Raw genomic sequence first — 22,878 nt, 5'->3', positions numbered from 1 at the left:
GAGAACCGCCTCAGGAAGAGGTCACGCGGTAGACGTCGTACACCGCGTCGATCCGCCGCACGGCGTTGAGCACGCGGTCGAGGTGCACCGTGTCGCCCATCTCGAAGACGAACTTGCTGAGCGCCAGTCGGTCGTTCGTGGTCGAGACCGTGGCCGAGAGGATGTTGACGTGATGCTCGCTGAGCACCCGCGTCACATCGCTCAGCAGGCCCGAGCGGTCGAGCGCCTCGACCTGGATCTGCACGAGGAACACGCTCTTGGTCGTGGGGGCCCACTCCACGTCGATGAGACGGTCGGGCTCCTCTTTCAGCGACCGCACGTTGGTGCAGTCGCCCCGGTGCACCGAGACCCCGCTCCCCCGCGTGACGAAGCCGACGATCTCGTCGCCCGGAACCGGTGTGCAGCACTTGGCGAGCTTCACCAGGATGTCGGGGGCGCCGCGCACGAGCACGCCCGAGTCGCCGCCGCGCGGGGCGCGACTGCGCCCGACGGGAATGTCGATCGGGCCGGTGTTCGTCTCCTCGACGCTGACCAGCGCGGTGACCTTCTCGATCACGGACTGCGTCGAGACGTGTCCTTCTCCCACGGCCGCGTACAGCGCCGAGACGTCTTCGTAGTGGAACTGCCGCGCGACCTCGGTGAAGGAGTCCTGGTTCATCAGCCGCTGCAGCGGCAGGTTCTGCCGCCGCATGGCGCGGGCGATGGAGTCCTTGCCCTGCTCGATGGCCTCTTCGCGACGTTCCTTCGTGAACCAGCCGCGGATCTTGTTGCGCGCGCGCGTGCTCTTGACGAATCCGAGCCAGTCCTGGCTGGGGCCCGCGTCGGGGTTCTTCGAGGTGAACACCTCGACGACGTCGCCGCTCTGCAGCGTCGACTCCAGGGGAACGAGTCGCCCGTTCACCTTCGCGCCCATCGTGCGGTGACCGATCTCGGTGTGCACGGCGTAGGCGAAGTCGACCGGGGTGGCTCCGGTCGGAAGGCCGATCACGCGCCCCTTCGGGGTGAAGACGTAGACCTCTTTCGCGCCGATCTCGAAACGCAGCGAGTCGAGGAACTCCCCCGGATCGGCGGTCTCGGCCTGCCAGTCGGAGATGTGCGCGATCCAGGCCATGTCGGCGTCAACGGCCTTGGCATCCGCCTTGCCGCCGGCCATGCGCTCCTTGTACTTCCAGTGCGCGGCGACGCCGAACTCCGCCTGCTGGTGCATCTCGTTGGTGCGGATCTGGATCTCGACGGTGCGACCGCCGGGACCGATCACGGTCGTGTGCAGCGACTGGTAGAGATTGAACTTCGGCGTGGCGATGTAGTCCTTGAAGCGCCCCGGAAGTGGCGTCCACCGCGCGTGGATGGCGCCCAGCACCGCGTAGCAGTCGCGCACCGTGCCCACGAGGATCCGGATGCCGATGAGGTCGTAGATGTCGTCGAACTCGCGGCCGCGCACGACCATCTTCTGATACACGGAGTAGAGCTGCTTCGGGCGTCCCATGACGCGCCCGCGCACGCGGAGCTCGCGCAGGTCGGCGTCCACGGCGTCGATGACATTCTGCACGTACTGCTCGCGCTGGGGGGTGCGCTGCTTGACGAGGCTGTCGATCTCGGCGTACAGCTTCGGATGCATCACGGCGAACGAGAGGTCTTCGAGCTCGCTCTTGATCGCCTGGATGCCGAGGCGGTGCGCGAGGGGCGCGTAGATCTCGAGGGTCTCGGTGGCCTTCTTCGCGGCTTTGTGCGGGGGCACGAAGCCCCAGGTCCGGGCGTTGTGCAGGCGGTCGGCGAGCTTGATGAGCAGAACGCGGATGTCTTTCGACATCGCCACGATCATCTTGCGCACCGTCTCGGCCTGGGCGCTGTCGCCGTACTTGACCTTGTCGAGCTTGGTGACGCCATCGACGAGCATCGCGACCTCGTCGCCGAAGTCGGCGGCGAGCTCGTCGAGCGGGTAGCCGGTGTCTTCGACCGTGTCGTGCAGCAGGGCTGCCGCGATGGCCTTCGGCCCGAGGCCGAGTTCGGCGAGGATCTGCGCGACCGCGAGGGGGTGCGTGATGTAGGGCTCGCCGCTCTGGCGCTTCTGCCCGTCGTGGGCCTTGTCGGCCACGGCGTACGCGCGCTCGATGATCGCGAGGTCGCCCTTGGGGTGGTGCGTGCGCACGGTGCGCAGCAGCTTGTCGACGTCGTCGCGACGGGCGGCGCGCGAGAAGATGCGCGGAACCAGGCGTCGGAGCGACGACGGCGGTGGCGCGGAGGAGGCGGTCTCGGTCATCAGCACCCCTTCTTCACGGCCAGTCGATCAAGTCTACGCTTCCCCGGCGCGGCCCTGAGGTCGCGCCGGGGAGATCGCAGGGCGTCAGGCGGGGATGCCGGCCTTCTCGCGCGCGGCGCGCACGCGCGCGTCGCGCTGGGCGATCGGCTGCTCCCGCTCGCGCAGGAGGGCGTACATCGGAACGGCCACGAACAGGGTCGAGTACGCGGCCACGATCGTGCCGACGAAGATCGACAGCGAGATGTCGCTCAGCGTCCGCGCCCCGAGGGGGACGCCGATGAAGAGGATCGCGCCCACCGGGAGGATCGCCACGACCGTCGTGTTGATCGAGCGGATCAGCGTCTGGTTGGCGGCGAGGTTGACGGACTCCGCGAAGGTGCGTCCCGAGATCTCGCCGTCTTCCCTCGTGTTCTCGCGCACCTTGTCGAAGACGACGGTGGTGTCGTAGAGCGCATAGGAGAGGATCGTGAGGAAGCCGATCACGGCCGCGGGAGAGATCTCGAATCCGAAGACCGCGTAGACGCCGATCGTGATCACGAGCACGTCGACGAGGCCGATGATCGCCGCGACCGACATCTTCCACGTGCGGAAGTACAGCGCGAGGATGAGGAACGTCAGGGCGAGGAAGATCGACAGACCCCACAGCGACTGACGCGTGACGTCCGCTCCCCAGGTGGGGCCGATGAACGAGTCGGTCACCTCCGCGGCGGGCACGTCGTAGGCCGAGGCCAGCGCGGCCGAGACGGCCTGCGTCTCGTCGCTGCCGAGCTGGTCGGTCTGCACGCGGACGGCCTGGTCGCTGATCGTCGTCACACGCGTCTGCGCGCCGGGGACGACCGAGGTCACCGCGTTCGTCGCGATCGACTGGTCGAACGAGGCGGGGTTCGACACCGTGAACTGCGATCCGCCGGTGAACTCGATCGAGAACTGCACCGGACGGAACAGCGGCACCAGGGCCGCGCCGATCACGAGGATCGCGGCGATGATGAACCACAGGCGACGACGCTGAACGAAGGGGAACGACGTCTTCCCGGAGTAGAGGTCGTTGCCGAGCTGGGACATGGAGCGGGCCATCAGTCGTCTCCCTCCTTGGTGGAGCGGCTATCGCCGCGGGCGGCGGCGAGTTCCGCCTGCTTGCGCTCGGCGATCGTCTGCCGTCGCTGGGCTTCGCCGCGCGAGCGCTTCGTGCGGCCGCTGTCGGCGACCGGGGTGCGGAATTGCGCCCGACCGCGGTAGACCGCACCGAGGGCGTTGGGATCCATCCCCGACAGCGGGTGGCCCGAGCCGAAGAAGCGCGTGCGGGCGAGCAGCTGCATCACCGGGTGGGTGAACAGGATGAAGATGAGGATGTCGATCGCGGTCGTCAGGCCGAGCGTGAACGCGAAGCCCTTCACCGTGGCATCCGCGAGGATGTACAGCACGACGGCGGCGAGGACGTTGATCGACTTCGAGATGTAGATCGTGCGCTTGGCGCGCGACCATCCGTCTTCGACGGCCGCGGTAATCGACTTGCCGTCGCGCAGTTCGTCGCGGATGCGTTCGAAGTAGACGATGAACGAGTCGGCGGTGAAGCCGATCGTCACGATCAGTCCCGCGACGCCGGCCAGCGACAGGCGGAAGCCCGCGCGCCACGCGAGGATGCACAACGCGAGGTAGGTCAGGACCGCCATGACGCCGAGCGACGCGATGATCACCGTGCCGAGCGCGCGGTAGACGATGAGCGAGTAGATCGCGACGAGGCCGAGGCCGATCAGACCGGCGATGAAGCCGACCTGCAGCTGCTGCGAACCGAGGGTGGCCGAGACGGTGTCGGAGCTGACGACGGTGAAGCTCAGCGGCAGGGCGCCGTACTTGAGCTGGTCGGCCAGGGCCTTTGACGACTCCTGCGTGAAGCTGCCCGTGATGCTCGGGCGGCCGTCGACGATGATGCCGTTCATGGACGGGGCGGAGAGCACGCTGCCGTCGAGGACGAACGCGAACTGGTTGAACGGCGCCTGCGCACCGTAGAGACGCTGGCTCACCTCGGCGAACTTCTGCGTGCCCTGGTCGTTGAAGACGAGGTTCACGGCCCACTGGCCGGTGTTCTGCTCCTGGCCGTTCGTGGCGTCGGAGATGTCGTTGCCGTCGAGCTCGACCGGGCCGAGGATGTACTTCGCCTGCCCGTTCACGTCGCAGGTGATCATCGGCTGGTCGGCCGGCGCCTGCGCGGGATTGCTCGGCGGGTTGCTGCAGTCGTACGCGAGGAATTCGGCCTGCAGAGCGGGCGTGATGTAGGCGGGGTCGCTCGCGTTTGTGGGCGAAGCGGTCGGCGTGGCCGGCAGGCTCGGGTCGGGGGTGGGGTACGGCGTGGAGTTGCCGTCCTGCCCCACGAACGACGTCGCGGGTGCACCGGTGAAGAGCACCGGCCGCAGCTGCAGCTGCGCGGAACTCTGGATGCGCTGACGGGTCGCCTCGTCGGCCTGGCCGGGGATCTGAACGACGATGTTGCGCCCACCCTCGGTGGCGACGTCGGCTTCGCCGACCCCGGACGCGTCGACGCGCTGGCGGATGATGGTGACGGCCTGAGCGAGCTGCTCGCTGTCGGGGGCCGCCCCGTCGGTGGTCTGGGCCTGCAGGATGATCTGCGTCCCGCCCTGGAGGTCGAGCGCGAGCTCGGGGGTCCAGGAACTGGCGTTGTAGACGTACACGCCGAGCGCGTTGATGCCGAACAGCACGCCGACGATGGCGAGCAGTCCGGTCAGCACGCGCCAGGCATGACGGACAGGGGTCGAGGGCGCCACGGAGTCGGCTTTCTGTGCGGCGGGCGGGAACGGCGGAGCGGGCGTCAGGCCTGCGGGCGGTCCTTGTCGGTCTGGTCGGTGTCGGCCGCGTGCTGACGAGCGGAACGCTGGTCGTCGCTGATCGAGGTGATGTCGCCGTCGGCGACGCCGGCGACGTACTCGGCCTCGGTCTCTTCGGCCTCGATGAACTCGTCTTCGGTGACGGCGCCCTGGGCCGGGTCGACGATGCGGAGCACGGCCTGGCTGTGCACCTTGATGACCACGCCGGGTGCGATCTCGACGAGCGCGGGCTTGTCGAGGTCTTCGCCGTCGTACTCGACGATGGTGCCGTAAAGGCCGCCCTGCAGGAGGACCTCGGCGCCGGGGACGGTCTCGCGCGACTTCTTCTCGAGCTCCGCCTTCTGCTTCTGCATGCGGCGCCGCGAGCTGTAGAACATGAAGACCAGCAGGCCGATGAGCAGGATGACGATGCCGTAATCGGCGAAGAACCGGGCGATATCCATCGAGGCGGTGCACCTTTCGAGTCAGGCGCGCCGTGCGGCACTGCCTAGCGTGAGTCAAGCGGGGGTCGGGGAATCCCTCGCCGAGTATAGGTCATGACCCCTGGCTGAACCGGAGGAGGCCGTCGGGGTGAGGGGCGCCGAGGTGATCGTAGGCCTCGGGCGTGGCGATGCGGCCGCGCGGGGTCCGCCCCATGAAGCCGATCCGCACGAGGTAGGGCTCGACGACGGATTCGATCGTCTCGGGTTCTTCGCCGACCGTGACGGCGAGCGTGCTGAGCCCCACCGGGCCCCCGCGGAACCGGCGCACGAGCGCGTCGAGGACCGCGCGGTCGAGGCGGTCGAGGCCGATGGCATCCACGTCGTACAGGTCGAGGGCGGCGCCGACCGTGCGGACGTCGGCGTCACCGTGATCGGTCCCGGCCGACGGGCCGTGGACGACGAGGTAATCGCGGACGCGTCGGAGGAGGCGGTTGGCGATGCGCGGGGTTCCGCGGGAGCGGCGGGCGATCTCGGAACGCGCGGTTCCGGGCAGTCCGACGTCGAGCATGGCCGCCGAGCGCGAGACGACCTGCTCGAGCTCCTCCGGCTCGTAGTACTCGAGGTGCGCGGTGAAACCGAACCTGTCGCGCAGGGGGTTCGGCAGCAGACCGGCGCGCGTCGTCGCCCCCACCAGCGTGAAGGGCGAAAGGTCGAGCGGGATGCTGGTGGCGCCCGCCCCCTTGCCGACCATGATGTCGATGCGGAAATCCTCCATCGCCAGGTAGAGCATCTCTTCGGCGGAGCGCGCCATGCGGTGGATCTCGTCGATGAACAGCACTTCGCCCGGGGTGAGGGACGACAGCAGGGCGGCGAGGTCGCCGGCGTGCTGGATCGCGGGTCCACTCGACAGGCGCAGCGGGCGTCCGCTCTCGTGCGCGACGATCATCGCCAGGGTCGTCTTGCCCAGCCCCGGAGGGCCCGACAGGAGGATGTGGTCGGGCGAGCGCTGCTGGATGCGGGCGGCGTCGAGCAGTAGCTGGAGCTGCCCGCGCACCTTGTGCTGTCCGACGAACTCGTCGAGGGACGTGGGGCGCAGGGCGCCCTCGATCGCGAGTTCGGTCTCGTCGTCGGGCGTTCCGGCGTCGCGGACGTCAGCCACCCGCGTTCTCCTTCCGCGACGGTCCGAGCAGGGCGAGGGTGAGGCGCAGCAGGGCCTGGACCGAGGCGCGGTCGGTTTCGGAGGCGGTCTCGGCGACGGATGCCACGGCCTCGGCCGCGGTGCGCTCGGTCCACCCGAGACCGACGAGGGCCTGGGTCACCTGCACCGGGACCTGCCCGCCCGGGGTCGCAGCGGCGGGAGCCGACGCCGGTTGGACGGCGAGCTTCCCGGCGAGCTGGACCACGATGAGCTTCGCGGTCTTCGGTCCGATGCCCGACACCCGACGGAATGGGGCGTCGTCGTCGTCGGCGACGGCCTGCGCGATCTGCGGGACAGTGAGGGACGACAGCACGCCGAGCGCCGACTTCGGGCCCACTCCGGTGACGCTGATCAGCTGCGTGAAGACGGTGAGCTCTTCGCGCGTCTCGAATCCGTACAGCGACAGGGCGTCTTCGCGGACGATGAGGTTGGTGTGCAGGTGCACGTCATCGCCGAGGTGCACGGTGCGCGCGAACTGTGCGGTGACGGCCACCGAGAAGCCCACTCCTCCCACGACGACCACGAGCGAATCGTCGGCGACGTGCGCCGCCGCCCCATGCAGCGAAGAGATCATGGAAAAAGCTTACGCGCCCGTTCGTACATGTGTTCGAGCGACACGGGGCTGTGGAGAACGCCGCTTCTCGGCATCCCTCCATGCCTTCTGGGCCGGCGTGAGCGTCTCCCCCGCCGGGGCGGCCGCCGCGCCGCCGCGCCAGGCGTGGCACAGCGCGATCGCGAGGGCGTCGGCGGCGTCGGCCGGTTGGGGCAGGGCGTCGAGCCGCAGTACGCGCGCGACCATCGTCTGCACCTGCAGCTTGTCGGCAGAGCCGTAACCGGTGATGGCGGCCTTGACCTCGCTGGGCGTGTGGGTCGCGGCGGTCAGCCCGTGCTCCGCGGCCAGCAGCAGCGCGATGCCGCTCGCCTGCGCGGTGCCCATGACCGAGTGCCGGTTGTTCTGCGCGAAGACGCGCTCGACGGCGACCACGTGAGGTTCGTGGGCGACCAGCACCTCCCGGATGCCGGCCGCGATCGCGGCGAGTCGCTTCTCGATCGGATCGCCCGGAGCCGAGCGCGCGACGCCCACGTGCACGAGAGACGCCGTGCGGTTCGGCGACACGTCGACCACGCCGATCCCGCAGCGGGTGAGGCCGGGATCGATGCCGAGGACGCGCAGAGAACGGGACACGGCCCCCACGCTAAGCGCAGGGGCCGTGTCGCGGCGAAGGGCGCGCCCTACTCGTCGTTCTCGAGCTCGGCCTGCACCTCGGGGGTCATGTCGAAGTTGGTGTAGACGTTCTGCACGTCGTCGCTGTCTTCGAGCGCATCGATGAGGCGGAACACCTTGCGGGCGGTGTCGGCGTCGACCTCGACCTTGAGCGAGGGGACGAACTCGACGTCGGCAGAGTCGTACTCGATCCCGGCATCCTGCAGTGCGGAGCGCACAGACACCAGGTCGCTCGCCTCGGTGATGACGCCGAAGCCCTCACCGTGCGGCTCGACCTCTTCGGCGCCCGCCTCGAGGACGGCGAGCATGACGTCGTCTTCGGTGGTGCCCTCGGAGGGGACGACGATGACGCCCTTGCGGCTGAAGTTGTACGCGACGCTGCCCGGGTCGGCGAGGGTCCCGCCGTTACGGCTGAGGGCGGTGCGCACCTCGGCCGCGGCGCGGTTCTTGTTGTCGGTCAGACACTCGATGAGGAACGCCACGCCGTTGGGGCCGTAGCCCTCGTACATGATCGAGGCGTACTCGACGGCCTCGCCGCCGATGCCCGCGCCGCGCTTGATCGCGCGGTCGATGTTGTCTTTGGGGACCGAGGTCTTCTTGGCCTTCAGAACGGCGTCGAAGAGGGTCGGGTTGCCCTGCAGGTCAGCGCCGCCGAGCTTGGCCGCGACCTCGATGTTCTTGATGAGCTTGGCCCACGACTTGGCGCGGCGGGCGTCGACGACCGCCTTCTTGTGCTTGGTCGTGGCCCATTTGGAGTGTCCGGACATACCTCAAAGATAAAGGATGACGGAATGGCTCGCGGCTGCTCGCCGTGGGCGGCCCGCTTGTCGGGGTGTTGGTTCCCAGCGTCCTCGGTCTTGGGGCGATCCGCCCGCGCACGCGTCGGTCGCAGCGCGCAGCCGTGCCTCCGCGGCGGCCCCGACCTCGACGAGCCGTCCGGCGATTGGCGACGGCTCCGGGCGGATGCGAGGGTGGACGGATGAACCGCCGCTCGATCATCGCCCTCGCCGCGTCTGGCGTCGTCGTCGCGGGGCTCGTCGCTCTCGCCCTTCCCGCGTTCGAAACCCTCGGCACCGTCGCGTCCGGCGGCCATAGGACCGCCGAAGGCGTTACCCCGGCCCCCTCGGTCACGCCGACCCCCGTGGCCTCCCCCGAGGTGCCCCCGACGGTGACCGAGCCGCTCGCCGACCGCGCCGACCGCGCCCCCCTCTTCTGCGACACCAGCTACCCGCCGCCCCTCGGGTCGACCCCGTACGATCAGGGCCCGCGGGCGAAAGCCTCAGGCGAGGTCGAGGTGGTCGACGGGGTGCCGAAGTTCTACACCGTCGCGCCCAACGACAACATCGTCGCGATCGCCGGTCGGTTCTGCCTCGACTACTCGACGATCCCCGCGATGAGCGACACACGCATGGACCGGGAAATCTGGCCCGGCGACGTCCTCGTGCTGTTCCCGTAACGAGATCGCCCCGGCTCGACCCACCTCACCGGAGAGCGCGGAGGCTTCGCCGCGTCACGATGCGACGACGTCCGCGCCGCGCCGATCGCGCACGCGGTCGAGGAACCGCGCGTGAAAGCGCGTCTCCCCCGTCGACTCGGGGTGGAAGGCCGTGCCGAGCAGGGCCCCCTGCTCGATCGCCACGACGCGTCCGTCGGGAAGGGATGCCAGGGGCTCGGCATCCGGGCCCCACTCGAGAACCGCGGGCGCGCGGATGAACACGGCGTGCACCGGCGGATCGCCGAGGGCGGGGACCGCGAGGTCGGTCTCGAAGGAGGCGGTCTGGCTGCCGAAGACGTTGCGCGCGACGCGCGCGTCGATCCCGCCGAAGGTCTGCTGGCCCTCGATGCCGCCGTCGATCCGGTCGGCGAGCAGGATGAGACCCGCGCACGTGCCGTACGTCGGCATCCCCGCGGCGATCGCGTCGCGGATCGGGTCGAACATCCCGAACGCGCGGGCGAGCTTGTCGATGACGCTCGACTCGCCGCCGGGGAGGACGAGGCCCTCCACGGCGGCGAGTTCCTCGGGCCGACGCACGGGTCGCGCGTCGGCGCCGAGGGCGGTCAGGACGGCGAGGTGCTCGCGCACGTCGCCCTGCAGGGCGAGGACGCCGACGCGGGGGCTGTTACCAGCCACGCTCGGCCAGGCGGTGCGGCGCGGGGAGGTCGCTGACGTTGATGCCGACCATCGCCTCACCGAGCCCGCGCGAGGCTTCCGCCACGATCTTCGGGTCGTCGTGGAACGTGGTCGCCTTGACGATCGCGGCCGCGCGCTGCGCGGGGTTGCCGGACTTGAAGATGCCGGAGCCGACGAACACGCCGTCGGCGCCCAGCTGCATCATCATCGCGGCGTCGGCCGGGGTGGCCACTCCCCCGGCGGTGAAGAGCACGACGGGGAGCTTGCCCGTCTCGGCGATCTCGGCGACGAGGTCGTAGGGGGCCTGCAGCTCCTTGGCGGCGACGTAGAGCTCGTCCTTCGTCTTCGCGCGCAGCGCGTTGATCTCGGCGCGGATGGTGCGGATGTGCTTGGTGGCCTCCGACACGTCTCCCGTGCCGGCCTCGCCCTTGGAGCGGATCATCGCCGCGCCCTCGGTGATGCGGCGCAGGGCCTCGCCCAGGTTCGTCGCTCCGCATACGAACGGCACGGTGAAGTTCCACTTGTCGATGTGGTTGACGTAGTCGGCGGGCGAGAGCACCTCGGACTCGTCGATGTAGTCGACGCCGAGCTCCTGCAGGATCTGCGCCTCGACGAAGTGGCCGATGCGGGCCTTGGCCATGACGGGGATCGAGACGGATGCCACGATGTCGTCGATCAGGTCGGGGTCGCTCATGCGCGCCACGCCGCCCTGCGCGCGGATGTCGGCCGGCACGCGCTCGAGCGCCATCACGGCGACGGCGCCGGCGTCTTCGGCGATGCGGGCCTGCTCGGCGGTGACGACGTCCATGATGACGCCGCCCTTGAGCATCTCGGCGAGTCCGCGCTTGACGCGCGAGGTTCCGGTGTCCGTCATGACTGCTCCGTTCCGCGCTTCGGGGCGCGATCTATTGGCTTAGGCCAAACCGTAGCATGGCGCAGGACATAAGCTGGTCGAAAGCTTTGGGGGCGTATGACCATCGACATCACCGGCCGCTCGGCATCCGAGATCGCCGTCGGCCTGCGCACGCGCATCGAGCGCGGAGAACTGCCGCCCGGCACTCTCCTGCCTCCCGTCCGGTCGCTCGCGGGCGAGCTGGGCGTCAACCGCAACACCGTCGTCGCCGCCTACCGGCAGCTCGCCCAGGCGGGCCTCGTCGAGTCGCGCGGCCGCGGCGGCACGCGCGTCGCTGATCGCGCGACCGTGGCGCAGGAGGGATACGCGCCCGACACGGTGCTGCGAGACGTGGGAACGGGAAACCCCGATCCCGCGCTCATCCCCGATCCCACCGCGGCCCTCGCCCGCTCGGCTCGTCCGGTCCTGTACGGCGAGCCCGTGATCGACCCGGGTCTGGAGGCGTGGGCGCGCCAGTGGATGGCCGAACAACTCCCCCACGACGACATGCGCATCACCGTCACGAGCGGGGCGAGCGATGCGATCGAACGCCTGCTGGCCCAGGCGCTGCAGCGCGACGACGCGGTGGCACTCGAAGACCCCTGCTTCCTGTCGGCCCTGCACACGGTGCGCACGGGCGGTTACCGCGCGGTGCCCGTTCCCGTGGATGCCGAGGGCATGACCGTCGAGGGACTGCTTGCCGCGTTGGACGCCGGGGTGCGGGCCGTCATCGTCACGCCGCGTGCGCACAACCCCACCGGCGCGAGCCTCAGCGCCGAGCGCGCGGCGGCGCTGCGCGAGGTCCTCGTCGCCCACCCGTACGTGCTCGTGATCGAGGACGATCACTTCTCCCTGCTGTCGCGGGCGCCCCTGCAGTCGGTCATCGGCGCGTCGCAACGACGGTGGGCACGCATCCGCTCGATGTCGAAGTTCCTCGGCCCCGACACGTGCCTCGCCGTCACGGCATCCGATCCCGACACCGCCGACGGCCTCGCCATCCGGCTCACTCCCGGGACCACCTGGGTGAGCCACATCTTGCAGCGGCTGACCCTGGCGCTCGTCACCGACGACGCCGTGCGCGCGCACATCGAGCGCGCGGCGGTGCACTACGCCGAGCGCAACGCGGAATTCGCGCGCGAGCTCACCGCGCGCGGACTGCCCGTCGTCCCCGGTGACGGCCTCAACCTGTGGGTGCCGCTCACGCCGTCGGTGCCGGCTGCGCGCGTGCGGGAGGACCTCATGCGTCGCGGCTGGCTCGTGCGGGAGGGGGATCCCTTCTTCCTCGACGGCGGTGGCGGTGACGCCTCCCGTGGCTCGTTCCTGCGTCTCACCGTGCACGATCTCGACGACGCCTCGCGCCGCACCCTCGCCGACGACCTCGCCCGGGCCTGCGGTGTGCTCCGCGGTGACGCCGGAAGTGGAAGGATCGACGCATGAAGGTTCTCTCGATCCAGTCCGCCGTCGCGTACGGGCACGTCGGCAACTCCGCCGCGGCCTTCCCCCTCCAGCGCATCGGCGTCGAGGTGCTGCCGGTGTACACGGTGAACTTCTCGAACCACACCGGCTACGGCGCCTGGCGCGGACCCCTCATCTCGCCGGCCGACGTCGCCGACGTGATCGCGGGCATCGAGGACCGCGGCATCTTCCCCGAGATCGACGTGGTGCTCTCGGGCTACCAGGGCGGTGAGGGTATCGGCGACGTCATCATCGACGCCGTCGCACGCGTGAAGAAGGCGAATCCGGATGCCGTCTACGCCTGCGATCCCGTCATGGGCAACGCCAAGTCGGGGTGCTTCGTGGCGCCCGCGATCCCCGAGCTCCTGCGCGAGCGCGTGGTGCCGGTGGCCGACATCATCACGCCCAACCAGTTCGAGCTGGGCTTCTTGACCGGCACCGAGCCCGGCAGCATCGATTCGACCCTCGAGTCGGCCGATCTCGTTCGCGCCCGCGGTCCGCGCACCGTCCTCGTGACCAGCGTGGAGCGGCCCGACCGGGAGCCCGACACCATCGAGATGATGGTCGTCGACGACACCGGCGCGTGGATCGTGCAGACGCCGCTCATCCCGATGAAGGCCAACGGCTCGGGCGACGTGACCGCGGCGCTGTTCACCGCGCACTACCGGCGCAGCGGCGATGCCGCCGACGCTCTCGCGCGCACGGCGTCCAGCGTCTTCGACCTGCTGTCGAACACCTACGAGTCGGGCTCGCGCGAGCTGCGCCTCGTGGAGTCGCAGGAGGCGTACGCCCACCCGCGTCTGCAGTTCGGCGTTCGCCAGGTGCGCTAGCCGTTCGTCTCCCCGTAGACCTCGTTCCACGCCGCGCTCCATGACGCCCCGTCATCGGGGCAGAGGTGAACGGTGCCCGATACGAGGGTCCCGGAGAAGTCCGCCTCGGCGGCGCGTCTCTGATCCTCGGTCGCCTCGGGATCGATGAGGTACGCGAACAGCTCCGAGAACGCGACATGGTGACGCAGTAGCTCCGCGTCCACCGCATGCCCGTTGAGGATCGCGACCCCGCATCCCTCGAACGCCAGACTCAGCGCGATCGTCTGCTCGTCTGCGTTCCACTCCCAGCCGCGCTCGGTGAACATCGCGCGTTCTTCGGCGACGAAGGCGTCCTGGGCAGCCGTGGTCGGCGTCAGGGGGCTCGTCTCGTCCTCGGGATAGTTCTGCTCCGCGAAGAACGACTCGTACTCGGCCAGCACCTTCGGATCCATGGCGTCGACAGCGGCTTGGCCGTCCAGGCGTGCCGTCACCGTGGGTTCGGGGGCTCGGGCGTCGAGACCGTTCGATGCGCATCCGGCGAGACCGAGCACCCCTGCCGAGACGATGCCGAGGGCCGACAGGAACGAGCGGGTCATGCTCACACGTTAGCGTCCGCGCGACGGAGCGCCGGAACGCGCGGTCAGCCCCCGTACACCTCGCGATAGGCGGCCACCCACTGGTCGCCGTCTTCGGGGCACAGGAACGTCGTGCCGAACACCATGACGCTCGCGATCGGGGCCTCCGCCGTCGTGCGGGCGTCGCCCTCGAGGTCGGCGGGGATCAGCTGCGCGAACAGCGGCGACGTGGTGACGTGCGCGATGAGGGTCGACGAGTCAACGCGGTGCCGGCTCAGGATGGCGGTCTCGCACGCGTCCCCTGCCAGGGCCAGGGCGAGATTCTCATCGGAGGCCGTCCACGACAATCCCTGCTGCTCGACGTACGCCCGCTGCTGCGTGATGAAATCCTTCTGGGCCGGGGTCACCGCGACGAGCGGGGTGCCGTCCATGGGCAGCTGCTGCGCGCGGAAGAACTCGTCGCGCTCGGCGAAGACGTCGGAGTAGTCGTCGGGGTCGACGGTCGCCTCGTCGCCCGGCGCGGTCGAGGGGGCCTCCGTCGTCACGCTGCTCGGCGCCTCCGCCGCGTCGCCGCGGTCGAGGGGGCTCGGGAGGGGGATGCACGCCGTGGTCGCCGCGAGGACGGCGGCGAGCATAAGCGTGAGAGCGAGAGGTCGACCGGGGGCGTTCATGGGGACACCGTAGCCAGGTGCCCGCTCGCGCGAGCGAGGGTTGTGGATGACGCGGATCAGGCGTCCCACGCCTCCGACACCGCGCGGCGCACATCGCCCAACAGCTGCGGCAGGGCCTTGGTCTTGGCGATGATCGGGAAGAAGTTGGCATCCGAGGCCCACCGCGGCACGATGTGCTGGTGCAGGTGCGCGTCGACGCCCGCCCCGGCGATCGCCCCCTGGTTCATCCCCAGGTTGAACCCGTCGCAGTTCGAGACCGCGCGGAGCACCCGCATGCCCCGCTGGGTGAGAGCGCCGATTTCGGCGACCTCTTCGTCGGTCGCCTGGTCGTACGTGGCGATGTGACGGTACGGGCACACGAGCAGGTGGCCCGAGTTGTAGGGGAAGAGGTTGAGCAGAACGTACGCGGTCTTGCCGCGCGCGACGATCAGCCCGTCTTCGTCGCTCATGTCGGGTGCGGCGCAGAACGGGCAGTTCTTCTCCATCGGCTCGCGACCGGCCGAGATGTACGCCATGCGATGCGGGGTCCACAGGCGCTGGAACTCGTCGGGAACACCGGGCAGGGTCATCGCGTCGACGAGTTCGGCGTCGGTCGTCGGTGATCCGGACCCGCCGGCGGGGGCCGTCGAGCCGGTCACCGGCGACGGGCCCGCCGCGGCGGCATCCGGATCGCCGGTCACGCCAGGTCCTCCGCGGTGTTCACAAGGGTGCGAGCCGCGATCGCGCCGGTGATGCGCGCCACGGCCTCGTCGACGGGGATGCCGTTGAGCTGGGTGCCGTCGCGGAAACGGAACGAGACCGTCCCGTTCGACCGGTCCTGCTCGCCCGCGATCAGCATCAGCGGCACCTTCTGCGTGGTGTGCGTGCGGATCTTCTTCTGCATGCGGTCGTCGCTGTGGTCGGCCTCGGCGCGAACGCCCTTGGTCTTCAGATCGGTGACGATGCCCTGCAGGTAGTCGCCGTACTCCGCGGCGACGGGCACGGCCACGACCTGCGTGGGCGCGAGCCAGACCGGGAACGCGCCGGCGTAGTGCTCGAGCAGGATCGCGAAGAACCGCTCGACCGACCCGAAGAGGGCGCGGTGGATCATGACCGGACGGTGCTTCTCCCCGTCGGGACCGGTGTACTCGAGTTCGAAGCGCTCGGGCTGGTTGAAGTCGAGCTGGATGGTCGACATCTGCCACGTGCGCCCGATCGCGTCGCGTGCCTGCACCGAGATCTTCGGACCGTAGAAGGCCGCTCCGCCCGGGTCGGGCACGAGCTCGAGGCCGGAGGCCTCGGCGACCTCGCGCAGCGTCTCGGTCGCTTCGGTCCAGAGGGCGTCGTCGCCGATGAACTTCGGGTTGCCCTCCTCCTTGGTCGACAGCTCCAGGTAGAAGTCGTTCAGACCGTAGTCGCGCAGCGTCTGCAGCACGAAGTCGAGGCTGTGGGTCAGCTCGCCCTTGACCTGGTCGGCCGTGACGTAGATGTGGGTGTCGTCCTGGGTCATGCCGCGCACGCGCGTGAGACCGGCGAGGGTGCCGCTCTTCTCGTAGCGGTAGACCGACCCGAACTCGCTGAGGCGCAGCGGCAGCTCGCGGTAGCTGCGTCCGCGCGAGCGGAAGATCAGGTTGTGGAACGGGCAGTTCATGGGCTTCAGGTAGTACTCCTGGCCCTCCCGCGACACGTGGCCGTCGGCATCCACGACCTCGTCGAGCACCATCGGGGGGTACATGCCGTCGGCGTACCACTGCAGGTGGCCGCTGGTCATGAACAGATCGCCCTTGGTGATGTGCGGCGTGTTGACGACCTCGTAGCCGCTCGCGAGCAGGCGCTCGCGCATGTAGCGCTCGATCTCGTAGCGGATGATGCCGCCCTTGGGGTGGAACACCGAGAGTCCGGGACCGATTTCGTCGGGGAACGAGAAGAGGTCGAGCTCTTTGCCGAGCTTGCGATGGTCGCGCTTCGCGGCCTCTTCGAGGCGGTGCTGGTAGGCGCGCAGCTCGTCTTTGGTGGGCCACGCGGTGCCGTAGATGCGCTGCAGCTGCGGGTTCTTCTCGCTGCCGCGCCAGTAGGCACCCGCGATGCGGGTGAGGTCCCAGCCGTTGCCGATGAGGCGCGTACCGGGCACGTGGGGTCCGCGGCAGAGGTCCTTCCACGCGGTCTCTCCGTCGCGCGTGACGTTGTCGTAGATCGTCAGCTCGCCCGCGCCGACCTCGACCGAGGCGCCCTCCGCGGCCTCGGCGGATCCGCCCTTCAGGCCGATGAGCTCGAGCTTGAACGGTTCGTCGGCGAGCTCGGCGCGGGCCTCGTCGTCGGTGACGACGCGGCGCACGAACCGCTGGTTCTCGCGGACGATGCGCTCCATCTCCTTCTTGATGACCTTCAGGTCATCGGGGGTGAAGGGCTCGTCGACCTGGAAGTCGTAGTAGAAGCCGTCGGTGACGGGCGGGCCGATCCCCAGGTTGGCCTGGGGCTTGACACGCTGAACGGCCTGCGCGAGCACGTGCGCCGTCGAGTGGCGCAGGATCGACAGTCCGTCCGCGCTGTCGACGGTGACCGGCTCGACCTGGTCGTCGGCCGTCACGGTCGTGGCCAGGTCTTTCAGCTCCCCATTGACGCGCAGGGCGACGACCGAACGGTCGGGGAAGAGGGCGAAGCCATCGGCGGGGAAATCAGTCACAGAACATCTCCTGAAGGGGTCGCTTCCAGGCTACCGGGCGGTCGTGGCCTCGACGGCACGGTGCGTGCCCCATAGTGGAGCGGTGACTCTGGCCATCATCGGCGGCGTGCTGTGGATCCTCGGGATCGTCGCGCTGCTCACCGGCGCCTTCCCCGCCGACGACGCCCTCGCCGTCGCCGAGCGTGTCTGGCCCATCCTGCTGTTCGTCGTCGCCGTCACGATCGTGGCGGAGTTGGCGTCGAAGGCGGGCCTGTTCGACGTCGTGGCGGCGCGCCTCGCGCGGATCGCCCGCGGGCGCACGGCGCTGCTCTGGGCCCTCGTCGTGCTGCTGGCGACGGTGGCGACCGCCTTCCTCTCCCTCGACACCACCGCGGTGCTGCTCACGCCCGTCGTGGTCGCGATGGCGGTGGCGCGCAAGATGGACCCGCTGCCGTTCGCCTTCGTGACGGTGGTGCTGGCGAACACCGCCTCGCTGGTGCTGCCGGTGTCGAACCTCACCAACCTGTTGGCATCCGAGGCCCTCGGCGGTGGTCACGACCCCGTCGCGTTCCTCGTGCTGCTCGGGCCGTCGGCGCTCATCGCGATCGCGGTCTCGGTGATCGTGCTCACTGTGGTCTTCCTGCGGCGTCTGCCGAAGACGTACCCGGATGCCGCGCCCCCGGCCGTGTCCGATCCGATCCTGCTGCGGGTGGCCGGCGTGGTGACCCTGGCCCTGCTCCCTCTGCTCGTGGTGGGGCTGGAGCCCTGGATGCCGGCCGTCGCGGCCGCCGTGCTACTCATCGCGGCGTTCGCCCTGCGCGCGCCGAAGGCACTCGGCATCCGTCTGGTGCCGTGGTCGCTGCTGGTGTTCGCGGGCGGACTCTTCCTCGCCGTCGGCGCTCTCGAGGCCCTCGGCAGCGGGAGGGTCATGTCGGTGCTCGCGGGGACGGGCGACGACCTCGGATCGCTGTGGCAGCTCGCGGGGGTCGGCGCGCTGGTCGCGAACGGGATCAACAACCTCCCCGCCTACCTCGCCCTCGAGTCGGTCGCGGGTTCGCCCGAGCGCCTCGCCGCGCTGCTCATCGGCGTCAACGCGGGCCCGATCGTCACCCCCTGGGCGTCTCTCGCGACGCTGCTGTGGCACGATCGTCTCGTGGCAGCCGGCATCGAAGTGCGCTGGAGCCGCTTCATCGCGCTGGGCGCCGTGATCGCCCCGCTGATCCTGCTGCTGGGCGTCCTTCCGCTCGTTCTCTGAGCGTCAGTCCTCGTACGTCCGCGACCACGCCTTGCGCGGCTCGATGAACCAGACCGCCAGCCCTTCGCGCAGTCCGTAGGGCTCGCCCGTGTAGAGCGTCGAGATGCGGTCGACGAACGGCAGCGCGGCGTCGCCGTCGACGCGCTCGACCGCCTCTCCGCGGACGAACGCCATCGCGTACGGGTTGTCGGCGCCGGTCACGGAGACGGCGACCCGGGGGTCGCGGCGGATGTTGCGGTCTTTCAGGGTGTCGACCTCGGTGAAGATCATGAGGCGATCCCCGTCGACGCCCACCCACAACGGGATGCCGTGCGGTGAGCCGTCCGGCATCAGCGTGGACAGGTGCGCGACGGCGTTCGTCTCGAAGAAGGGCTTGGCGTCGTTCCAGGCGGTCATACGGGAGGGAACGAGCGCGAGGTCGCGCGGCATTCCCGCCTCAGGTCTGTGCCGGGGCCCGATACTGCTCGTTCGGAACCTCGCGGAAGACCATCTCGGGTCGTTGAGCGCTCTCGCGCGGCGGGAAGTCGTCGGGCTCGGGGATGACGTAGAGCCCGCGCCCGGAGTTGGCGTTGTACGTGAGCGCGTGCAGCCAGGCGGGGCTCAGCTGCGGGGTGCGGCTGCCGTGGTACTTGAACACGAGCGAGACGTTGGGGTGGATGTACACGGTGGTGCGTCCTCCCCCCGTGCTGATGTCGTCCTTCCAGGTGAAGGGGAAGGACTCGCCGCGCCGGACCTTCGCCATGATCACCGCCTGGAGGTGCGCGAGGAGCCGGTCCTCGAAGTCGACTTTGATGTCGCCGTCGTAGATGAATTTGCCCATGATGACCCCCGAGGCGATCCGCCTTCCGGTGGCGCGCATCTCCAGGCGAGAAAGGCAACGCGATCGACCGGAGGCGCAACGCCGTCTCCGTGAGCACTGTCCCCCGCCGACTGCGCGCACGCAAACCCCCTTGCCTCGGCATCGTTCGGCGGGTAGCGCATGGCGCAACGCGGCCAGGGACCGCGGACGACGTGTCAGTCGGTGCGCGAGATCCGCAGGATGACGCGATCGCCCGGTTTGCGCTGGATGCGGCGGACGAGAGCCTCGAAGCCCAGGATCGCGCGGTACTGCAGCCCGTACTTGCGGCGAAGCGCCGTGTCGGCCCGTGCGTCGTCGGTGGCGGGGCCGGCGATGCGCCCGTTCGCCTCGACGGTGATGGCGTCCGGCTCGACCGCACCCATCCTGCTGCACGGGCGCAGCACGACGCGGGAGTCGTTGCGCAGTCGTTTGACCTTGCCCGTGGTCCGCTCGCTCGTGACGACGAGCTCGTCTCCGTCGCGCGCGATCCACACCGGCACGGCGACGAGGGCTCCGTTCTTGCGGTAGGTGCCGAAGGAGACGAAGGGCGACGAGGCGATCTCGCGCCAGTGGGTGTCGGGAACCGTCATGCTCCCACGGTATCCGCGAGGCGCTCCGGGGTCGCGGGCTTGCGCTCGATCCCGGATGCCGGGCCGCTTCGCGCAGAATGACGTGGGAGCGCTTCCATACTCACGTGGGGCGCCAATACGCTCTCCGCCATGGGGAGCTATGACGTACCGCAGGTGGGGCCTGTGATCGTGTCGCTGGAGACGTACCGGTTCGGGCTGACGAACGAGTCGCTGACGACTCTCGCCTCGGCTCGCCGGGCGGACGGGAAGGCTCTGGACAGCGTGGATCACGAGCGGGTGGCGCAGTACCTGCAGAGCATCGCCGTCATCTGACGGGACCGACGGCGGGTCGGGGCCTGTGCGGCGCCTATGCCGAACCTCAAGGCGGGCGCAAGAAAGCCGCAACGGTGGCACAAGACAGCGAAATCGGTGTCCCCCTTTCGGTGGACATGGGTTAGCGTCGTCTCGTCCCCGCCGCCAGGCACTCCGCAGCCCCCCTTACTGGCGGCGGGGACGACCACTCCCCCGGTCCGCCGGGGACGCTGACGGGATCGAGCCCCCGCGCGGCGGACGCTTCCGCCCGGCTGTTCGGACCCCGCGGGCGAGACCCATCCGCGCCGCGCGGTGACGCGTTCCGCGGCGGACGAGGCCGGCGGCGGCCCCTTCTCGCCGGAGTATCGCGCGCGGCCGTTCGAGCCCTCCCCTAGCGCCCCTTCGCCCTGGCGCGCTCGACGCGCTCGACGCGCGAGCGTTCCTCGCTTCGACCCGCTCAACGGATGCCGCAGGGTCGAAGCGATCACGTGCGGCGAGGTCGTTCCCGGGCCTGTGTCGCATCGCGGTCGGCTCGGCCGGGCAGCTCGCGTCCGGTGCTGACAACGAAAAAACCCCCGGCAAGCCGGGGGTTTCATTCGGTGCGCGATACTGGGATCGAACCAGTGACCTCTTCCGTGTCAGGGAAGCGCGCTACCGCTGCGCCAATCGCGCCTATACAGGCTGTTCTATTGTGAGGCGAGGTGGCGACGGGATTCGAACCCGTGTAAACGGCTTTGCAGGCCGGTGCCTAGCCGCTCGGCCACGCCACCGTGATGTGGTTCGACCCACGTGTCGTGATCTGCCCGTCAGTGATACTGACGACAGTTCCCTCCACTCGAGCGGATGACGAGACTCGAACTCGCGACCCCAACCTTGGCAAGGTTGTGCGCTACCAACTGCGCTACATCCGCATTTCGTTCCCGGGGCTTGCCCCGAGCACTCGTAAGACATTACCCGATCTGAGCGCGGGCGCAAAACGAGGTGCGCCCCGCGCGTGTCTTCGCCTGTGGTTCGAAGCACCTCTCCGCATCCGGTACGATCGATGAGTCCCGTTCGGGATGCGGGCGATTGGCGCAGTTGGTAGCGCGCTTCCTTCACACGGAAGAGGTCATCAGTTCGAGTCTGGTATCGCCCACCGATAAGGCCCCCGGTTCTCCGGGGGCCTTCGTCGTTCACGGGCGAGTCCGGCTCACCCCGCCCGCGTCCACGCCGCGCTCGGATGTTCTCGTCGCCACTCCTGACGCGGGCCGGTCTCGGTGACCGTGTCGTTCAGCCAGATCGTCGAGTCGGGCTCCCACCCGGCGATCACGCTCGCGTACTCGTCGTCGACGGTGATCGTGCGCGTCGCCCCGTCGAGGTATCCGAGCGTGGTCAGATGCACGGCGTCCCACTCCCGTGCGATGCGCCTCCAATCCGGCACGAGCCAGCGCCCGTCGCGTCCCGTCGTCCGGTGCCAGTCGTGCCGGCGGGATGCGGTCACCTCGACCGGGTATCGACGGCACAGCTCGGCCCAGTCGACGGCCCCGGTCACTTCGAGCGTGCGCCCCGACCCCGTGACCGGGATGAGCGTCGCGACCTCGTCGCCGAACGCGTCCTCGATGAGATCGAGCGCGGCGTCTCTGCTCCCCCGCGTCGACAGGAGCCGAACGGGCACCGACCACCATTCCCCCGACACGCGCGCGGTCGGGTCCGCCGGCCCGTGCAGCCGAGCATGTTCCTCTCCGGCGCGGAGCTCGTCGTCCCACTTCTCGAGCGTGGCGGTCGCTTCCGCGGTGAGGGCGCCGGCAGCCTCGCGCAGCCGCCACTGCACGGCCCATTGCTCGGTCACGCCCGGCAGAGTCCACGACTCTCCGCGGGCCGCGAGCAGGTCGCCCGCGAGCGGACGCAGTGCATCGGCGACTTGCGGATCGGCGCAGAGCCGGTCGATCGTGTCCGGCTCCTGCCAGTACCACGCGGCGTCGACCGTCGCGCGAAGGGCGGCGGCGAGGGCGACGTCGTCGACGGCTGCTCCGGAGACCGAGGCCAGCGCAGCCGCCACCTCGCCCACGTCGGGGTCGCGGATCGGTGCGGGTTCCCCTCGGGTGACGGCGAGGACTCGGGACCCGCCGTCGTGATGATGGAACGCGTAAGAGTTCACGAGCGGGGCGACGCGAGGATCCCGACAGGCGTACTCGAGACAGAGCCGGCGCCCCCGCGGCCCGTCGAGCAGGACGCCGGTCAGCCTCGGCTCCAGCCGTAACGCGCGTGCAGAGCCGCGGCGACGGTGTCGAAGCGCGCTCGGTCGAGGGCGGCCGCCTCGCGCCGCATGCCGGCGTCGTGCACGAGGTAGACCTGCTCGACGTCGACCCACGACGGACGCCGCTGCGGGTCCCACTCCCCCGTGCCGAGCGACAGGTACTGCCGGTCGCCGTCGTGGGGCTTGCTGGTCAGTCGCACGGCGTAGGAGCGGGTGGCATCCGCTCGACCGAGGATGAGCACGGGACGGTCCTTCCCACGGCCGTCGCGCTCCTCGTAGGGCACCCAGGTCCAGACGATCTCTCCCCCGTCGGGAGCGCCGTCGCGCTCGGGCGCGTACGTGAGCGTCAGGCGGCGCGGAGGCGCGATCTCGACGGTCTCGGTGCCCGCCGGTGGGGCCGAGGGCGTCGCGGGCCGCGAGGGGGCCGCAGGACGCCGCGTGGGGGCCGTGGCGGGAGGGGTGGAGCGGGGGGGGCGGTCGGGGCCGATCCGGACCGGAAGAGGCCGAGCAGCGCCGAGAGCACGCGAGAGGTCGTTCCCATGGGCCCAC

General features: G+C 69.8%; 23 protein-coding genes, 4 tRNA genes and 1 pseudogene. 6 read left to right on the top strand and 22 right to left on the bottom strand.

The genetic code is table 11. From position 1 onward, the window contains the following. Positions 1-10: 10 nt before the first annotated feature. The 8 genes from FB047_RS02690 to FB047_RS02655 all read right to left on the bottom strand — a co-directional run bounded on the left by FB047_RS02690 (position 11) and on the right by FB047_RS02655 (position 8,712). Positions 11-2,260: a RelA/SpoT family protein gene (locus tag FB047_RS02690; RefSeq protein ID WP_136585663.1), complete on the bottom strand. Its 2,250-nt coding sequence runs from the start codon at positions 2,258-2,260 to the stop codon at positions 11-13. A gap of 84 nt (positions 2,261-2,344) precedes the next feature. Next, entirely contained in the window at positions 2,345-3,334 is a 990-nt protein-coding gene (gene secF / locus FB047_RS02685; protein WP_136585662.1) for a protein translocase subunit SecF, read from the bottom strand. Then, a complete protein-coding gene (secD, locus tag FB047_RS02680; protein WP_136585661.1) occupies positions 3,334-5,040 on the bottom strand; it encodes a protein translocase subunit SecD in 1,707 nt (568 codons plus the stop codon). Before secD ends, secF begins: the two co-directional genes overlap by 1 nt. Before the next feature lie 44 nt (positions 5,041-5,084). After that, entirely contained in the window at positions 5,085-5,543 is a 459-nt protein-coding gene (locus tag FB047_RS02675) for a preprotein translocase subunit YajC (RefSeq protein WP_136585660.1), read from the bottom strand. Between the two features lie 91 nt (positions 5,544-5,634). After that, entirely contained in the window at positions 5,635-6,681 is a 1,047-nt protein-coding gene (gene ruvB, locus FB047_RS02670) for a Holliday junction branch migration DNA helicase RuvB (RefSeq protein ID WP_136585659.1), read from the bottom strand. Next, entirely contained in the window at positions 6,674-7,294 is a 621-nt protein-coding gene (ruvA, locus tag FB047_RS02665; RefSeq protein ID WP_136585658.1) for a Holliday junction branch migration protein RuvA, read from the bottom strand. Before ruvA ends, ruvB begins: the two co-directional genes overlap by 8 nt. A gap of 9 nt (positions 7,295-7,303) precedes the next feature. Then, entirely contained in the window at positions 7,304-7,906 is a 603-nt protein-coding gene (gene ruvC / locus FB047_RS02660; RefSeq protein ID WP_136585657.1) for a crossover junction endodeoxyribonuclease RuvC, read from the bottom strand. A 47-nt stretch (positions 7,907-7,953) separates the two neighbouring features. Further along, a complete protein-coding gene (locus FB047_RS02655) occupies positions 7,954-8,712 on the bottom strand; it encodes a YebC/PmpR family DNA-binding transcriptional regulator (protein WP_136585656.1) in 759 nt (252 codons plus the stop codon). Between the two features lie 212 nt (positions 8,713-8,924). Here FB047_RS02655 and FB047_RS02650 point away from each other — a divergent pair, with 212 nt between their 5' ends. Continuing rightward, positions 8,925-9,401, top strand: coding sequence for a hypothetical protein (locus FB047_RS02650; RefSeq protein WP_136585655.1), 477 nt, complete (start codon positions 8,925-8,927; stop codon positions 9,399-9,401). 54 nt (positions 9,402-9,455) lie between these two features. On the opposite strand, the gene pdxT is transcribed toward FB047_RS02650, so the two are convergent. Both pdxT and pdxS read right to left on the bottom strand, forming a co-directional pair. Next, the gene (pdxT, locus tag FB047_RS02645; protein WP_136585654.1) at positions 9,456-10,076 is read right to left on the bottom strand and encodes a pyridoxal 5'-phosphate synthase glutaminase subunit PdxT; all 621 of its coding nucleotides are present in this window, start codon (positions 10,074-10,076) and stop codon (positions 9,456-9,458) included. After that, positions 10,066-10,950: a pyridoxal 5'-phosphate synthase lyase subunit PdxS gene (gene pdxS, locus FB047_RS02640; RefSeq protein WP_136585653.1), complete on the bottom strand. Its 885-nt coding sequence runs from the start codon at positions 10,948-10,950 to the stop codon at positions 10,066-10,068. Before pdxS ends, pdxT begins: the two co-directional genes overlap by 11 nt. A gap of 96 nt (positions 10,951-11,046) precedes the next feature. Between pdxS and FB047_RS02635 the strand changes: the two genes are divergently transcribed. Continuing rightward, complete coding sequence (locus tag FB047_RS02635) at positions 11,047-12,405, top strand: aminotransferase class I/II-fold pyridoxal phosphate-dependent enzyme (RefSeq protein ID WP_136585652.1); 1,359 nt, start codon at positions 11,047-11,049, stop codon at positions 12,403-12,405. Then, the gene (gene pdxY, locus FB047_RS02630) at positions 12,402-13,253 is read left to right on the top strand and encodes a pyridoxal kinase PdxY (protein WP_136585651.1); all 852 of its coding nucleotides are present in this window, start codon (positions 12,402-12,404) and stop codon (positions 13,251-13,253) included. The genes FB047_RS02635 and pdxY overlap by 4 nt, the downstream gene beginning before the upstream one ends. On the opposite strand, the gene FB047_RS02625 is transcribed toward pdxY, so the two are convergent. The 4 genes from FB047_RS02625 to thrS form a co-directional block, all read right to left on the bottom strand. Further along, entirely contained in the window at positions 13,250-13,828 is a 579-nt protein-coding gene (locus FB047_RS02625) for a hypothetical protein (protein ID WP_136585650.1), read from the bottom strand. The genes pdxY and FB047_RS02625 overlap by 4 nt on opposite strands. 44 nt (positions 13,829-13,872) lie before the next feature. Continuing rightward, the gene (locus FB047_RS02620) at positions 13,873-14,478 is read right to left on the bottom strand and encodes a hypothetical protein (protein WP_136585649.1); all 606 of its coding nucleotides are present in this window, start codon (positions 14,476-14,478) and stop codon (positions 13,873-13,875) included. A gap of 56 nt (positions 14,479-14,534) precedes the next feature. Then, entirely contained in the window at positions 14,535-15,047 is a 513-nt protein-coding gene (locus FB047_RS02615; RefSeq protein ID WP_136585862.1) for an HIT family protein, read from the bottom strand. A 107-nt stretch (positions 15,048-15,154) separates the two neighbouring features. Beyond that, positions 15,155-17,140, bottom strand: a complete 1,986-nt coding sequence (gene thrS, locus FB047_RS02610; protein ID WP_136585648.1) for a threonine--tRNA ligase — start codon at positions 17,138-17,140, stop codon at positions 15,155-15,157. An 82-nt stretch (positions 17,141-17,222) separates the two neighbouring features. Here thrS and FB047_RS02605 point away from each other — a divergent pair, with 82 nt between their 5' ends. After that, a complete protein-coding gene (locus FB047_RS02605; RefSeq protein WP_136585647.1) occupies positions 17,223-18,374 on the top strand; it encodes an SLC13 family permease in 1,152 nt (383 codons plus the stop codon). Positions 18,375-18,377: 3 nt separating this feature from the next. Here FB047_RS02605 and FB047_RS02600 read toward each other — a convergent pair whose 3' ends face one another. The 3 genes from FB047_RS02600 to FB047_RS02590 all read right to left on the bottom strand — a co-directional run bounded on the left by FB047_RS02600 (position 18,378) and on the right by FB047_RS02590 (position 19,802). Further along, a complete protein-coding gene (locus tag FB047_RS02600; RefSeq protein ID WP_240752511.1) occupies positions 18,378-18,803 on the bottom strand; it encodes a TIGR03618 family F420-dependent PPOX class oxidoreductase in 426 nt (141 codons plus the stop codon). A 7-nt stretch (positions 18,804-18,810) separates the two neighbouring features. After that, positions 18,811-19,194 (bottom strand): DUF7882 family protein, encoded by a 384-nt coding sequence (locus FB047_RS02595; RefSeq protein ID WP_136585646.1) that lies wholly within the window; start codon positions 19,192-19,194, stop codon positions 18,811-18,813. 194 nt (positions 19,195-19,388) lie between these two features. Beyond that, positions 19,389-19,802: a PPOX class F420-dependent oxidoreductase gene (locus FB047_RS02590; RefSeq protein ID WP_136585645.1), complete on the bottom strand. Its 414-nt coding sequence runs from the start codon at positions 19,800-19,802 to the stop codon at positions 19,389-19,391. Between the two features lie 129 nt (positions 19,803-19,931). Here FB047_RS02590 and FB047_RS16805 point away from each other — a divergent pair, with 129 nt between their 5' ends. Then, positions 19,932-20,114 (top strand): hypothetical protein, encoded by a 183-nt coding sequence (locus tag FB047_RS16805; protein ID WP_167494125.1) that lies wholly within the window; start codon positions 19,932-19,934, stop codon positions 20,112-20,114. Between the two features lie 579 nt (positions 20,115-20,693). On the opposite strand, the gene FB047_RS02585 is transcribed toward FB047_RS16805, so the two are convergent. The 3 genes from FB047_RS02585 to FB047_RS02575 form a co-directional block, all read right to left on the bottom strand. After that, positions 20,694-20,765 (bottom strand) — tRNA-Val (locus tag FB047_RS02585). Positions 20,766-20,792: 27 nt separating this feature from the next. Further along, positions 20,793-20,863: transfer RNA gene (locus tag FB047_RS02580), tRNA-Cys, on the bottom strand. A 68-nt stretch (positions 20,864-20,931) separates the two neighbouring features. Further along, positions 20,932-21,004: transfer RNA gene (locus tag FB047_RS02575), tRNA-Gly, on the bottom strand. A gap of 151 nt (positions 21,005-21,155) precedes the next feature. Between FB047_RS02575 and FB047_RS02570 the strand changes: the two genes are divergently transcribed. After that, a tRNA-Val gene (locus FB047_RS02570) sits at positions 21,156-21,228 on the top strand. Positions 21,229-21,282: 54 nt separating this feature from the next. Here the strand turns inward: FB047_RS02570 and FB047_RS02565 are convergent. After that, positions 21,283-22,230, bottom strand: a complete 948-nt coding sequence (locus tag FB047_RS02565; RefSeq protein WP_167494124.1) for a hypothetical protein — start codon at positions 22,228-22,230, stop codon at positions 21,283-21,285. Positions 22,231-22,310: 80 nt separating this feature from the next. Then, a pseudogene (locus FB047_RS17430) lies at positions 22,311-22,870 on the bottom strand (type II toxin-antitoxin system PemK/MazF family toxin). Positions 22,871-22,878 lie beyond the last annotated feature (8 nt).

Origin of the sequence: Microbacterium hydrothermale, assembly GCF_004854025.1 — a bacterium.
GTDB classification, from domain to species: domain Bacteria; phylum Actinomycetota; class Actinomycetes; order Actinomycetales; family Microbacteriaceae; genus Microbacterium; species Microbacterium hydrothermale.
This window is presented reverse-complemented; position numbering and strand designations above follow the sequence as displayed.